Source organism: Pseudomonas sp. Irchel 3H9, from assembly GCF_900187495.1.
In the GTDB taxonomy this organism is placed as follows: Bacteria; Pseudomonadota; Gammaproteobacteria; order Pseudomonadales; family Pseudomonadaceae; genus Aquipseudomonas; species Aquipseudomonas sivasensis.
Genome location: NZ_FYDK01000002.1, coordinates 430410 through 444929, shown reverse-complemented (window position 1 = coordinate 444929; position 14520 = coordinate 430410). Strand labels below are relative to the sequence as shown.

The window sequence follows — 14520 nt, the reverse complement described above, 5'->3', positions numbered from 1 at the left end:
TCACAATCAAAAGCGCAGATCAACAGACCGCTGACTTCGTCAGCGAAAAGGATGTAAGAGCCAGATCAAAAGCAGAGCAAAAGCAGGACAGCAGGACAGCAGGACAGCAGGCTAGGACCTATCTATCTGATCTATGGAGATCAAACTGTGGGAGGGGGCTTGCTCCCGATAGCAGTGGGTCAGTCACAACTGCATCAACTGACACCCCCTCATCGGGAGCAAGCCCCCTCCCACATTTGGAATGCGTTCGGCTTAAGAACCCGGTCGCCTCTAAGGCCGCCGCGCTCTTGCTTTTGATCTGAAATCGCCCCGTCAACCACGATGGCCGGCATTCCGGCCTTTCCAAAAGTGACCCGCTGTAAGAGCGGAACCATAGGCGGCCGTTACCGCAGCAACGGATATGCACTCAATCAACCAACCCCCCCCGCCATATGCTCGGCAATCCTCAACCTCAACCAACGCTCCGCCGGATCATTGTCATGCACCCCACTCCACACCATCGACAACTCCGCCGCATCAATCGCAAACGGCGGATCCTCTGCCCGTAACGTGGTGCCCTCGGTCAACGCACACGCCGCATAATCCGGCACCGTCGCAATGATCTGCGTTCCCGCCAACAACGCCCGCAACCCGCTGAATTGCGGCACCGCCAGCACCACCCGCCGCGCGCGGCCGATACGGGCCAAGTCCAAATCGATGTTGCCGCTTAAATCCCCGGAGAACGACACCATCGCATGGGGCCGTTCGCAATAATCATCCAGCGTCAGCGGCGCCACCCCGTCATCCCCACGCAATACCTTGCACGGGATATCCCGCAGTTTCTTGCGCTTGGCATTCGCGGGCAGTTCAGTGGTGTAGCTCACCCCCACCGAAATCTCGCCACTGGCCAGCAGCGCGGACATCAGCAAGTAATTGGCGCGGCGTACCACCACGATGATGCCAGGGGCTTCTTCGCGAAGCTGACTGAGCAACGGCGGAAACAAGCCAAATTCGGCGTCGTCGGACAGGCCGATACGGAACACCGCACAGCTGGTGGAAGGGTCGAAATCCTTGGCGCGGCTGACCGCGCCGGAAATGGTGTCCATAGCCGGTTGCAGCTCCTTGAGTATCGCTAGGGCGCGCGGCGTGGGCTCCATGCCCCGCCCGTTGCGCAGCAGCAACGGGTCGTCGAACAGGTCGCGCAGCCGGCCTAAGGCAGCACTCACCGCCGGTTGGCCCATGAAGAGTTTTTCGGCGACCCGGGTCAGGTTCTTCTCGAACATCAACGCCTCGAAAATCACCAGCAGGTTCATGTCGACGCGACGCAGGTCATTGCGGTTCATGGCGGTATCCAAACGGTTAGCAGACTGCCAGCTAAGCACGCAAAACAAGGGGTTGATTGCATGTCTGTGCTGTCTTTTCCGTGACTGCACCTGACGAAATTAACAACGATTAACTCGTCAGCCAGACGGTACGGCAACAAGATTGACGCCATCTACACTGCATCCATTCACCGGGAACGCTCCCATCGACTGCGGATATCCGTCATGGCCCGAACTGAGCACTGCGCTCCTCGCTTATCCGCTACCGGCGGCCTATGCCCCCGGCGCGAGCGTATCGCCAAGCAATTGATCCTCGCCAACCTCGGCGAAAGCCTGGCGATTGCCGACCTGGCCCAGGCCTGCGCGCTGTCGCGCAGCCATTTCTCCCGTGCATTCAAGTGCACCACCGGGCTGTCGCCCCAGGAATGGATACGCCTGCAACGCATCCAGCGGGCCAAGGAATTGATCACTCAGTCTTCCTTGAGCCTGACGCAGATCAGCCTGGAATGCGGGTTCTGCGACCAAGCACATTTCTGCCATATGTTCACCCGCAGCGAGGGTGTCAATCCGATGACCTGGCGAAACCACCAACTGCGTCACAAGCCTCAAGAGATCGCTGCCTAGTGGTCTGCAAGCACCTGGAATATGCTGGCCGCTTACTTTCTCCAGAGCATGGCCACCCATGAGTGACCAACGCGATCAGGCCGTGCACTTCGGGCCGTACCGTATCCATCCCCACCAGCGCCTGGTGCTGGAGGCTGGTCGTCCGTTGCGCCTGGGGCGGCGGGCCGTGGATATCCTGCTGATCCTGCTGGAGCAGGCCGGTAATGTGGTGAGCAAGCAGGAGCTGATCGCTCGGGTCTGGCCCAAAAGCGTGGTAGAGGACGGCAACCTGCGGGTGCATATGGCGGCGTTGCGCAAGGCGCTGGGCGATGGCCAGGCCGGGCAGCGCTATATCGTTACGGTGGCCCAGCGTGGCTACAGTTTTGTTGCGCCACTGAGCATCGAGCCGATGAGCCTACCCACAGAAGGCACGCCCCAACGCCCCTGCCACAACCTGCCGCTGCGCCGCACCCGCATGCTCGGCCGCCAGGCGCTGATCGACAGCCTGGTGCAGCACCTGCCCGAACAACGCTTTATCACCCTAACGGGCGCCGGCGGCATCGGCAAGACCACCGTGGCGTTGCGCGTGGCGGAATTGCTGATCGGCCATTACCGCGACGGTATCCGCCTGCTGGACCTGGCGCCCCTCAACGCGCCGTCGATGATCCTGCCCAACCTCGCCGCCCTGCTCGACCTGACCCACACCGAGCACGAACCGCTGGCCACCTTCGCGCGCCGCCTGCAAGAGCGCCAGGTGCTGCTGGTGATCGACAACTGCGAGCACTTGCTGGACGACATTGCGCTGATCAGCGAAACCCTGCTGCGCCATGCCCCAAAACTCCACATCCTGGCCACCAGCCGCGAAGCATTGCGCGCCGAAGGCGAATCGGTGCAACGCCTGGAACCCCTGGCCTGCCCACCCGCCACCGGCAACCGCGCCCAGGCCCTGGGCTATCCTGCCCTGCAACTGCTGATCGAACGCGCCATGTCCCATCAGGACAGCTTCGAACTGAGCGAAGCCGAACTGCCCCTGGCGATTGATATCTGCCAGCGCCTGGACGGTATTCCCCTGGCAATCGAATTGGTGGCGGCGCAGATCGAGCGCTTCGGCCTGCCGGGGTTGCTGGTGCAGATGGAAGACAATTTCCGCCTGCTCACCCGAGGCCGGCGCAGTGCCCTGCCCCGGCATCAAACCTTGCGCGCGACCTTGGATTGGAGCTTCGACCTGCTCACGACGTGCGAGCAAATCTGCCTGCGCCGTCTCGCCGTGTTCCGGGGTGGTTTCAGCCTGGCCAGCGCTGCGGCGGTGATTGCCGGAGAACAGATCGCACCGACCGAGGTGCTGGGCTCGATCACTCAACTGGTCGCCAAATCCTTGCTCAATGTGGAGCCCGGCGATGACGAGATGGTCTATCGCCTGCTGGACATCACCCGCACCTACGCCCTGGAAAAACTCAGTGTCGCCGACGAGTTGGATGCCACCCGTGAACGTCACGCCAACCGCTGCCTGGCGCTGATGGACCAGGCGCAGGAAGATTGGGAGCAGATCGCTACCCAGCCGTGGATCGACCGCTATGCCCCGCTGCGCGAAGACATCCGTGCCGCCCTCGACTGGGGCCTGGGCGACCAGGGTGTGCACGTGCTGGGCATTCGCCTCACCGTCAGCGCCATGCCGTTGTGGCAGGAGCTGTCGCTGCTGCGCGAACACGGCCTCTACGTGAGCAAGGCCCTGGCACGACTGGGGCAATCGAGTGCGCCGAGCCAGCGCTTGCACATGGCATTGCAGTTGGCCTTCGGCAGTTTCTCCTATCACGCCCAGGGCAGTACGCCGCAGACCATAGACGCCTTTGCCTGCGCACGACGCCTGGCCGAAGCTGACAAAAACCTGCCCGGCCAACTGCGTGCAGTGTCGGGGCAAATGGCGGTCAGCCTGTGCAGCGGCAACTACCGTGAGGCGTTGAAGCAAAGCCTGCATTTCGACCAGTTGGGGCCACACACCGAGTCGTTGCTGGCCCTCAGCGCCCAACGCCTGCGAGTACTGGCGCAGCACTTCGCCGGCAATCAGGTGCTGGCGCAGCACAATGCCGAACAGGTGATCCAGCGCATGGCCCAGAGCGGCCATCTCAACCGGTTTACCCATGGCTTTGGTGTGCAGTACGACCAAAGCGTGGCTTCGCTGACCATCCTCGCGCGCATCCTGTGGCTGCGCGGTTTCCCTGAACGCGCGTGGCGCACTGCAAGCCAGGCACTGGCGCTGGCGTTGCAGATCAACCACGGCACGTCGATCTGCTACACCCTGGCCCTGGCTGGGGTGGTGATCGCTCAGTACAACGGCGATACGCTTGCGGCCCGCGATCAGTTGGACCTGCTGTTGCAGCAGGCGCAAAAACATTCAGTGCAGTTGTTCCACACCTGGGCGCAATGCTACGAAGGCACGGCGCAGATTGCCGAAGTACAAGGGCTGGGCCTGGTCGAGGACATCCTGGTGACATTCAACGCCATCGCAGTGGATGACGCCCTGTTCGAACGCGCCCGAAGCGGTGCGGCCGGCTGGTGCACACCAGAGATTCTGCGCGTGCGCGCCGAGGCCATGCCCGATGCCCAATCAGCCGAAAGCCTGTTGCTCGAAGCCCTGGGCCTGGCGCACCAGCAAGGCGCGCTGGCCTGGGAGTTACGATGCGCAGACAGCTTGGCGCGGCTGTGGCACAAGCAAGGTCGTGTGCAGGCCGCGCGCGACCTGCTGGGTTCAGTCTATGAGCGGTTTACCGAAGGCTTCGCCACCCAGGATCTAATCCGCGTGCGCCGCCTGCTCGACGAGTTGCAAGACAAACGGCCGGCCTGAAAACGGCCCCAGGTAATGCCCATAGCCCTGTTGCAAGCGTGCTACCTGCTGTGGGTCGCGAAGAAGTGCCAAGGCGTAGCTGCGCACACTGTTGAGCAGGCGATAGCGCGGATAACCTGGGCCGGGCTCAAGGTTCAGCAGTGAGGTGTCGACCAGCCGACTCAACAAGTAAGACAGGTCGGCATGCTCCAGCTCCGTGCCGACCACCAGCTCACTCAAGGTGGGCAAAGTCACCGCCATTTTGAACAGGCTCATCTGCAGGAACAGCCAGCGCTCCGGCAAGCTCAGGCGCTGGTAGGTCCAATCCAGTGCGGCGCTGAGGGTTTGGTGGCGCTCAACCGCTGTGCGGCGCCCCCGCGTGAGGATCTGCAAGCCCCTGCACACTTGCGCCTGCACACCACGGACGCCAAGGGCGTCCACTTGGGCGGCGGCCAGTTCGAGAGCCAGAGGAATACCGTCGAGGCGCCGGCAGATATCACGCAGCGGTGCCAAGTCCTGGGGCCGCAACACAAACCCCTGCTGGCTGGCACGCACCCGTGCAACAAACAACTGCACCGCCGGACTCACCATCGCCTGTTCAACGCTGCCCAACACCGACGGAGCTGGAAGCGCCAACTGGGGCACGCGCAACACCCACTCGCCCGGGGCATGCAAGGCTTCACGGCTACTGACGAGCACACTGATCCGGGGCGCGTGTTCGCTAAGCACACGCAGCAGATGTCGACAGGCGCCAAGCAGCAGATCAGCGCCATCAAGTACCAGCAATAATTGTCGGGAAGCCAATTGACGGCACAGTTCAGTGGCGCTGCCGCTGGGTTCGAGATGCAGGACCGTGGCCAGGTGGCGCAGCATCATCAGCGGCGCCTCGACGGTGGCCAGGTCGACCCACCACACACCGTCGCGGTAGCGCGGCAACACGCGCTCGGCCAGGGCCAGGGCCAAGGTGCTCTTGCCCACGCCGGCGCATCCGGTGAGGGTCATCAGCCGCTGCCCGGACAAACGCCGCACCAGCACGCCCAGCAGTTCATCACGGCCAATCACCGGGCTGAGCCGCGCGGCCAGGTTGTGCCGAGGCAGCACCGCTGCGGCCACGCCTTGCACGGGCGCAGCGAAGCAGTAGCCGCGCTGGGGGTCATTGAGGATAAACCGTTGCCCGTCGAGGGCACGGCGCAGCGCGGCGATGTGCACCCGCAGGTTGTTCTCTTCCACCACGCTATTCGGCCAGACCCGCTCGATGAGGGTGGCCTTGCTGACAAATTGCCCAGGCGCTTCCAGCAGCATCGCGAGGATATCCAGCGCCCGCCCGCCCAACGGCACCGGCCAACCCGCCTTGCTGACCAGTCGCTGCTGCCGGTGAAAGGCATAGGCACCGAAGCGCACCGTGCTATCGGCGTCAATCGCCTGAGGGTCGTTCATGTCTGCAATCGCGCTGAAACACCCGGCCTTGGGCGTTCGCGCATCCTTTTCCGTGGGCTCGACGCTATTCTTGCCAGCTACCCATGACAGGACAATGCTGGCACGGGGAGCGATACGGACAATCGGGTGTGCGAGACGGACATCCTGTCGTTAACTGAACTGCTGTCGGTATTGGGTAGGGTTAAGACCGAGCTTTTCACTGAATAAAAAGCGCATGTGCCGCACGCTGCCAAAGCCTGCATGGAACGCCACGGTCTTGAGCGGCAGATCAGTGGTTTCCAGCAATTGCCGAGCACGGTCGATGCGCGCGCCTTGCAGAAAGGCCATGGGCGTCATCTGCACATCCTTGGCAAACAACCGGGCAAAGTGGCGCGCACTCATGCCGGCCAACTCGGCCATGGACTCGATGGTGAACGGCTGCTCCAGGTGCGCGAGAACATGGTTCTGCACGCGGGTAATCGCGGTTTCCTGGGGCGCCACGGCCGCGGTCATCGGGCTGAATTGGGCCTGGCCGCCCTGGCGTTTCATCACCACCAACAGCACCTTCGCCACATCCACCGCCACCTGCTTGCCATGGTCCTGGGCAACGATGGACAACGCCAGGTCGATACCGGCCGTGACCCCGCCCGAGGTAATCAACCGCCCGTCCTGCAGATAGATACGGTCGGTCTCGACGATGGCGTTGGGGAACGCCTTGATCAGCCGCTCGGTGTAATGCCAATGAGTGGTCACGCGGTGCTCGTCCAACAGCCCGGCGTGCCCGAGCACAAAGGCGCCCGTGCAGATCGAGCCAAAGCGCCGTGCCCGTGGCGCCGCTGCTTTTAGCCAGGGCAGCAGCGCCGGATGGCATTCGTTATAGGCACCGGGGCCACCGGGCACCAGCAAGAGGTCATAGGCACCGTCGGCCTGCTCCAGCAACAGGTCGGTCTGCACCATTACGCCGTTGGATGCGCGCAGTGGGCCAGGTTCGGTGCCAACAGTAAGGATCTGATAATGCGCCGCCGCCGGCAGGTAGCGGTTGGCGATGGAAAACACTTCAAGCGGCCCGGCCATGTCGAGCAAGAGGAAGTCCGGGAACAGCGCCATGGCCACGGTTTTCATACAGAAGGCATCCATCGAGGGGAAGAAAGCGGGAGGCATTATGGCATGCCTTTCACTGTCAATCTGAGAGGGACAGTTATTCAGATTTCAGCTTCTTAATGAATATTTCAGTAACCAGTAACCTTCTTCTCAACGCAAGCGCCCTGCATCTCGCAGCCAGCGCCCACTTGAGGACACAACCATGCTGACCCTTCGCAAAGCTTCCGAACGCGGCGCCGCCAATCACGGTTGGTTGAAGTCGTTCCACACCTTCTCGTTCGCCAACTACTGGAACCCCAACGAGCAGGGTTTTTCCGACCTGCTGGTGATCAACGATGATCGCGTCGCCGCCGGCAAAGGCTTCGGCCAGCACCCGCACCGTGACATGGAGATTTTCTCTTATGTGCTCGAAGGCGCCCTGGAGCACAAGGACACCCTGGGCACTGGCTCGGTGATCCGCCCTGGCGATGTGCAATTGATGAGCGCTGGCAGCGGCGTGGCCCACAGCGAGTTCAACCACAGCCAAAACCGAGGGGTGCATTTCCTGCAAATCTGGATCGTGCCCGCCGTGGCCGGTGCCGAACCGCGTTATCAGCAAGAGCACTTCAGCGAGGCACAAAAGCGTGGGCGCCTGCAGTTGATCATCTCGCCGGACGGCGCCGACGGTTCCCTGAGTGTACGCCAGGACGCCAGGGTGTACGCCGGGCTGTTCAACGGTGACGAAGCCACAACCCTTGACCTGCCGCCGGATCGCCACGTGTACATCCATGTGGCCCGGGGCAGCGTGGAGATCAACGGCCAGCGCTTGCAGGAAGGTGACGGTGCCCGAGTGCGTGATGAGCAGCGCATCCGCGTGAGTCAAGGTCAGGACGCCGAGGTGCTGGTGTTCGACCTGCGACCTCAGGAACTGCCGCAAATGCCTTGATCAGCCGGGCGATGGCCGTTGGAAACGGTCCATCGCTGGCATCGATAGTCACCATCAGCGCAATGAAGTTCTCTTAAAAAATGCAACGCGTAACATCAAACCCATACCAGGCAACACCCAAACTAAAACACTCGGAGCACACCATCATGAAACGCCAAATCTTGCTTAGCCTCGCTTTCTCGGTACTCGCTGCAAACGCATTTGCCCACCCTGTAGTCGCTGAAGGCGGTGCAGATCGCCTGATCGAAAACCGTGTTGCTGAAAGCGGTTCGGATCGACTGATCGAAAACCGTGTTGCCGAAGGTGGCTCGGATCGTCTGATGGAAAACCGCGTAGCTGAAGGTGGCTCGGATCGTCTGATGGAAAACCGCGTAGCTGAAGGTGGCTCGGATCGTCTGATGGAAAACCGTGTAGCTGAAGGTGGCTCGGATCGTCTGATGGAAAACCGTGTAGCTGAAGGTGGTTCGGATCGTCTTCTGGAAAAACGCGTAGCTGAAGGTGGCTCGGACCGTCTGCAGGAAAACCGCGTAGCTGAAGGTGGCTCGGACCGTCTGATGAAAAACCGCGTAGCTGAAGGTGGCTCGGATCGTCTGATGGAAAACCACGCATAACCCGCCCTGTTCGAGGGCACCCCCAAACCGGCCTGATCAGCCGGTTTTTTTTCGTCTATTAGAAAGTGCACTCAAACTCGCAAACACTTGGGGTTGCGTCGCTGCCGGCTTAGATAATGCTATTTACTGATATAAAACCACAAAATAATTCTATTTTTTAATAATTAGGTTAGAACCAAACGGCATTTTACAGCGGCCGTCGGGGCCCCTACCTTGGACGAGCATGACCGACCCCCTGCCCGGCGGAGGTACACACTCCCTACTCGACAAGGACAGACCATGAGCATCGAATTCATCGGCTATATCGGCGGCCACCATGCATCCGAAATTCATCCACGCAGCGGCCCGACCCTGCAACCGGACTACGTGGAAACCGTGGCCCGCGCCCACGAAGAGGCCGGCTTCGACCGCGCCCTGGTGGCCTTCCACTCCAACAGCCCGGACAGCACGCTGATCGCCTCCCATGCCGCCAGCGTCACCCGCAAACTGCAATTCCTGATCGCCCACCGCCCCGGTTTTGCACAACCCACCCTCGCCGCGCGCCAGTTCGCCACCCTGGATGTGTTCAACGGCGGGCGCACCGCCGTGCATATCATCACCGGTGGCGACGACCGCGAACTGCGCGCCGATGGCAGCCATATCGGCAAGGACGAACGCTACGCACGGACCGACGAATACCTGAGTGTGGTGCGACAGGAATGGACCAGCGAACAGCCCTTCGATTTCACCGGCACCTACTACCAGGTCGAAGGCGCGCACTCCACCGTGAAGTCGCCGCAGCAACCGCATATCCCACTGTACTTCGGAGGGTCTTCCCAGGCCGCGATTGAAGTGGCGGGCAAACATGCCGACGTGTACGCACTGTGGGGCGAAACCTACGAGCAAGTGCGCGAGATCGTGACTCAGGTCCGGGCCGAAGCAGCCAAGCATGGACGCACGATTCGCTTCAGCCTGTCGCTGCGACCGATCCTCGCCGAGACCGAAGAGCTGGCGTGGGCACGCGCTGACAGCATCTTGCAACAGGCCACCGAGTTGGCAGAGAAGAATGGATTTGTGCGGCGTGAACCGCCGAATGAAGGCTCGCGTCGCCTACTCGCAGCGGCGGCACAGGGTTCCCGGCTGGACAAGCGTTTGTGGACGGGGATTGCGGGGTTGCTGGGCGCACAAGGGAACTCAACCTCGTTGGTGGGCACCGCCGAACAAGTGGCTGAAGCGCTGGTGGATTACTACGACCTTGGCATCACCACCTTCCTGATCCGTGGGTTTGATCCGCTCAATGATGCGATCGACTACGGCAAGCGGTTGATCCCCCTCACCCGCCAACTGATTGCAGAACGCGAGCAGGCCAAACAGGTCGCGTAAGCCAGAACACAGCAAAACCAATGTGGGAGGGGCGGTGCGATGATTCGACTCGCCCTCTCCCACCTGCCTATCTTCATTAAGCTCAGGATCAGTTCTTGTAGTCGGTATCGCTGCGTTCCAACTGCCGAATCAGCGCATTCCAATGCCGCGCTACGCCCGGCCCCTCGCCGCTGCTATGCGCCTTGGCCTGTTCTTCAACCTTCGCCACTACCTCCTGTGGCGGAAAGACCAGCTCAGCATTCCCCGCCGCTTGCGCCGCGATCTGAATATTGCACGCACGCTCCAACCCTTGCAGCTGCTGGAAGGCATGTTCGACGCTGATACCCGCCGTCAACAGCCCGTGGTTGCGCAGGATCATCACGCTCTTGTCGCCCAGATCCGCCACCAACCGCTCACGCTCGTCCAGGTCGAGGGCGATGCCTTCATAGCCGTGGTAGGCCACTCGCCCGGAAAAGGCGATGGAGTGTTGGGAAATCGGCAACAAGCCGTCCTTCTGCGCGGACACCGCAATGCCATCGCGAGTATGGGTGTGCAGCACCGCTTGCAAGTCATGGCGCGCGCCGTGGATGGCGCTGTGGATCACGTAGCCGGCGTAGTTGATACCCAGGCCGGTGGGGTCGTCGACGATCGTGCCGTCGAGGTCGACCTTGACCAGGTTGGAGGCGTTGATTTCATCGAACAACAGGCCGAAGGCATTGATCAGGAAATGCTCCTCCGGGCCCGGTACACGGGCGGAGAAGTGGGTGTAAATATGATCGGTCCACTTGTACAAGGCCGCCAGGCGGTAGGCGGCGGCCAGTTTCACGCGCACTTCCCACTCTTCTGGCGTGACGCGTTGACGAACGTTGTTGGAGACGCTGGAAATCGAGGTGACGCTGCTCATGGCAAAACTTCCTGGATGGCCTTAAGGACTTCCAGGCAAGCCTAGGGGATGCTCAAACATAATAAAAAGCACATTTTAATCTAAGCTAATTATTATTTTTTTTCATATCAAGCCGCATCCCGAATCTTGTGCAACGACGCCGCCACCCATTTGCCAAACGCATCCACCGGCCCTTGCAGGTTGCCGAGGAAATGCGGGTAGATGAGCCAAAGGTCCATCACCGGTTTGAAGTCCTTGAGCGGCATTACCGCCAATTGTTCGCGGTGAGCGCTGCGCTCCAGCAAGGGACGCGGCACCAGGCCCAAGCCCAGGCCATCGGCGACCAGACCCAATTGCAATTCAGTGCCGAAGGTTTCCAGGTTGACCCGCAGCGCCAAGCCCTGATCGGACAAGGTGCGTTGCAACCCGGCACGGAACCCGCAGCCATCCGGGTTAAGAATCCACCCGTTCTGGTACACATCCGCCAGCTTGCAGGGTTTTTTCGGCAACTGCGCCTTGGCGCACACCACCACCAACTCCATCTTGCCGATAGACTCGCCAACGATGTTATCCGGGAAGATCTTGCCTGCCGGGAACAACGCCGCCGCCGCGTCCAATTCGCCCCGTTCAATCTTGCCGACCAACTGGCTGCCCCAGCCGGTCGCGACCTGGGCGCGCAGTTCGGGGTACTCAGTGCGCAGCAGCTTCAGCGCGTCCAGCAGCACTACATCGCCGATGGTCTGCGGCACGCCCAGGCGCAGTACGCCAGAGGGGGGTGCGTCGGTGGCTACCAGCTCACGCAAGGCATCCATCTCGCGCAGGATCAACCGGCATTGTTCATACACGCGGGTACCGATCAACGTCGGTTTGAGGGGCTTGGTGTTGCGGTCAAACAGCTCCACCCCCAGCGCCTGCTCGAAGTTCTGCACGCGGCGAGTAATGGCCGGCTGGGTCAGTTGCAACGACTCGGCGGCATGGCTGATGGACTGGCAACGAATCACTTCGACAAAGGCATCGATATCGTCAATTTTCATTTGGGCCGCACATAGAGAACAGTCATTAAGATGTCCGCGAAGCATAGTTGCAGGAACGTTATCTGAATAGCCCACGCTGTGATCGATAACGTCTAACGCTATACACGCCGATTCTAAATTACCTTCAGCTATAAGCTAATCATTAAAAAATAGCATATTAACTATAAACATTATGCTTAGATAAACCCATCAACACCGACTGATGGAATTGCCATGACCCAGGCCCGACACCCCGAGAGACTCAGAGCCTTCATTGGCGCCCTGGCGGAACTGATCGACGGCAATCCGCGCGAAGGCGACCTGTTGCACCGTGGCGGCAAACTACTCGCGCAACTGGTCAGCCATGATGACTGGCTCCCCGACGAATTCGCCCAACCCAACCCCGAGCGCTACCAGCAATTTTTGCTGCACGCCGATTCGCGCCAGCGCTTCAGCGTCGTCAGTTTTGTCTGGGGCCCGGGGCAGACCACGCCGATTCATGACCACCGGGTGTGGGGGCTGATCGGCATGTTGCGCGGCGCGGAGTTTTCCCAAGGGTTTGAACGCGCCCCCGACGGCAGCCTGGTCGCCGAAGGCAAGCCTATTAAGCTGGTGCCGGGCCAGGTCGAAGCCGTATCGCCCAAGGTCGGCGACATTCATCAGGTCAGCAACGCCCACAGCGACCAAGTGTCCATCAGCATTCACGTGTACGGCGCCAATATCGGTGCGGTACGCCGTGCGGTGTACCAGCCCGACGGCAGCGAGAAACTGTTTATCTCCGGTTATTCCAACGCCTTCCTCCCGAACATCTGGGATTTGTCCAAAGAAAAGAGCCCTGCCCTATGAGCACCGTACCGACCCGCAATTTCGCCCAGATTCGCCAGGCCCTGTTGGACCATGCAGAAGTCGCCCTGATCGACGTGCGCGAAGAAGCGCCGTTTGCTGAATCCCACCCGCTGTTCGCGGCGAATATCCCGCTGTCCAAGCTGGAGCTGGAGGTGTATTCGCGCATTCCACGGCGTGATACCCAGGTCACCGTCTACGACAACGGCGAAGGTCTGGCCAGCCGCGCCGCCGAGCGCCTGATTGCATTGGGCTACACCCAGGTCAGCCTGCTCGAAGGGGGCCTCAATGGCTGGCGCAGCGCCGGTGGCGAGCTGTTTATTGACGTGAACGTGCCGAGCAAAGCCTTTGGCGAACTGGTAGAGAGCGAGCGTCACACGCCGTCCCTGGCCGCCGAAGAAGTGCAGGCCCTGCTCGACAGCCACGCCGACGTGGTGGTGCTCGACGCCCGCCGCTTCGACGAATACCAAACCATGAGCATTCCCACCAGCATCAGCGTGCCCGGTGCCGAACTGGTGCTGCGCGCCCGTGAACTGGCGCCGGATCCGGCCACGCGCATTATCGTCAACTGCGCCGGACGCACCCGCAGCATCATCGGTACCCAATCGCTGATCAATGCGGGCGTGGCCAACCCGGTATCCGCACTGCGCAATGGCACCATCGGCTGGACCCTGGCCGGGCAAACACTCGCCCACGGCCAGGCGCGACGCTTTGCCCCGACCTCGGAAGAACATCGCCAGGTCGCCGCCGTCGAGGCACGCCGCGTCGCCGACAAAGCCCGCGTTGGCCGTGCCACCCTGGACGATCTGCACGCCTGGCAGCAGCAAACCACTCGCACCACCTACCTGTTCGATGTGCGCACCCCGGAAGAATTCGAAGCCGGTCACCTGCCCGGCGCGCGCTCCACCCCCGGCGGCCAATTGGTCCAGGAAACCGATCACGTGGCCAGCGTACGCGGCGCACGCCTGGTGCTGGCGGATGACGACGGCGTGCGCGCCAACATGTCCGCGTCCTGGCTCGCCCAACTGGGCTGGGACGTGCACGTGCTGGACGACCTGCAAGCGGCGCACTTCAGCGAAAAAGGCGCCTGGGTCGCCCCGGTGCCCACGCCGCCCCAAGCCGAACTGATCAGCCCCCACACCCTCGCCGACTGGCTGGCCCACGGCGATACCGTGGTGCTGGACTTCACCGCCAGCGCCAACTACGTCAAACGCCACATCCCCGGCGCCTGGTGGGCCCTGCGCGCGCAACTGCCCCAGGCCCTCGCCAAAGTGCCGAGCGCCGAGCGCTACGTGCTGACCTGCGGCAGCAGCCAACTGGCGCGCCTGGCGGTGGCTGAAGTCGAAGCCATCACCGGCAAGCAAGTGTTCCTGCTGCAAGACGGCACGGCAGGCTGGATCAACGCGAAATTGCCCTTGGAAGAAGGCGAAACCCACCTGGCCTCACCACGGATCGACCGCTACCGCCGTCCGTACGAAGGCACCGACAACCCCAAGGAAGCCATGCAGGCATATCTGGATTGGGAGTTCGGTTTGGTTGCCCAGTTGGCCCGTGATGGGACCCATGGGTTCTACGTGATCTGATCATCTAACACACCTGCCTCTGAATGGGGGCAGGCTTCACCGACCCCTTTCTAGGCGGAGGTAACCCACACCTTTTTTG

General features: G+C 61.5%; 12 protein-coding genes. 7 read left to right on the top strand and 5 right to left on the bottom strand.

What is annotated here, in order from left to right:
- Nucleotides 1-410: 410 nt before the first annotated feature.
- Nucleotides 411-1322, bottom strand: a complete 912-nt coding sequence (locus CKW32_RS08045) for a LysR family transcriptional regulator (protein ID WP_032886585.1) — start codon at nucleotides 1320-1322, stop codon at nucleotides 411-413.
- Between the two features lie 204 nt (nucleotides 1323-1526).
- Between CKW32_RS08045 and CKW32_RS08040 the strand changes: the two genes are divergently transcribed.
- Nucleotides 1527-1925 carry a helix-turn-helix domain-containing protein gene (locus CKW32_RS08040; RefSeq protein ID WP_095184531.1) on the top strand — a complete coding sequence of 133 codons (399 nt, stop codon included), beginning with the start codon at nucleotides 1527-1529 and terminating at the stop codon, nucleotides 1923-1925.
- 58 nt (nucleotides 1926-1983) lie between these two features.
- The gene (locus CKW32_RS08035; RefSeq protein ID WP_095184530.1) at nucleotides 1984-4746 is read left to right on the top strand and encodes a winged helix-turn-helix domain-containing protein; all 2763 of its coding nucleotides are present in this window, start codon (nucleotides 1984-1986) and stop codon (nucleotides 4744-4746) included.
- Here CKW32_RS08035 and CKW32_RS08030 read toward each other — a convergent pair.
- Nucleotides 4693-6162, bottom strand: a complete 1470-nt coding sequence (locus CKW32_RS08030) for a winged helix-turn-helix domain-containing protein (protein ID WP_095184529.1) — start codon at nucleotides 6160-6162, stop codon at nucleotides 4693-4695. The genes CKW32_RS08035 and CKW32_RS08030 overlap by 54 nt on opposite strands.
- Before the next feature lie 150 nt (nucleotides 6163-6312).
- Complete coding sequence (locus CKW32_RS08025; RefSeq protein ID WP_032886590.1) at nucleotides 6313-7263, bottom strand: GlxA family transcriptional regulator; 951 nt, start codon at nucleotides 7261-7263, stop codon at nucleotides 6313-6315.
- 181 nt (nucleotides 7264-7444) lie between these two features.
- Here CKW32_RS08025 and CKW32_RS08020 point away from each other — a divergent pair, with 181 nt between their 5' ends.
- The 3 genes from CKW32_RS08020 to CKW32_RS08010 all read left to right on the top strand — a co-directional run bounded on the left by CKW32_RS08020 (nucleotide 7445) and on the right by CKW32_RS08010 (nucleotide 10140).
- Nucleotides 7445-8167, top strand: coding sequence for a pirin family protein (locus tag CKW32_RS08020; protein WP_095184528.1), 723 nt, complete (start codon nucleotides 7445-7447; stop codon nucleotides 8165-8167).
- A 146-nt stretch (nucleotides 8168-8313) separates the two neighbouring features.
- Complete coding sequence (locus CKW32_RS08015; protein WP_095184527.1) at nucleotides 8314-8778, top strand: phage infection protein; 465 nt, start codon at nucleotides 8314-8316, stop codon at nucleotides 8776-8778.
- A 279-nt stretch (nucleotides 8779-9057) separates the two neighbouring features.
- Entirely contained in the window at nucleotides 9058-10140 is a 1083-nt protein-coding gene (locus tag CKW32_RS08010; protein WP_032886593.1) for an LLM class flavin-dependent oxidoreductase, read from the top strand.
- A gap of 88 nt (nucleotides 10141-10228) precedes the next feature.
- Here the strand turns inward: CKW32_RS08010 and CKW32_RS08005 are convergent, their stop codons facing one another.
- A complete protein-coding gene (locus tag CKW32_RS08005; RefSeq protein ID WP_032886594.1) occupies nucleotides 10229-11023 on the bottom strand; it encodes a class II aldolase/adducin family protein in 795 nt (264 codons plus the stop codon).
- A 107-nt stretch (nucleotides 11024-11130) separates the two neighbouring features.
- On the bottom strand, nucleotides 11131-12036 hold the full coding sequence (locus tag CKW32_RS08000) for a LysR family transcriptional regulator (protein ID WP_032886595.1): 906 nt from the start codon (nucleotides 12034-12036) through the stop codon (nucleotides 11131-11133).
- A 213-nt stretch (nucleotides 12037-12249) separates the two neighbouring features.
- On the opposite strand from CKW32_RS08000, the gene CKW32_RS07995 reads away from it, so the two are divergent.
- Together CKW32_RS07995 and CKW32_RS07990 are read left to right on the top strand one after the other, a co-directional pair.
- On the top strand, nucleotides 12250-12861 hold the full coding sequence (locus CKW32_RS07995; protein ID WP_032886597.1) for a cysteine dioxygenase: 612 nt from the start codon (nucleotides 12250-12252) through the stop codon (nucleotides 12859-12861).
- Nucleotides 12858-14441, top strand: coding sequence for a rhodanese homology domain-containing protein (locus tag CKW32_RS07990; protein ID WP_095184526.1), 1584 nt, complete (start codon nucleotides 12858-12860; stop codon nucleotides 14439-14441). The genes CKW32_RS07995 and CKW32_RS07990 overlap by 4 nt, the downstream gene beginning before the upstream one ends.
- The last annotated feature ends 79 nt before the right edge of the window (nucleotides 14442-14520 follow it).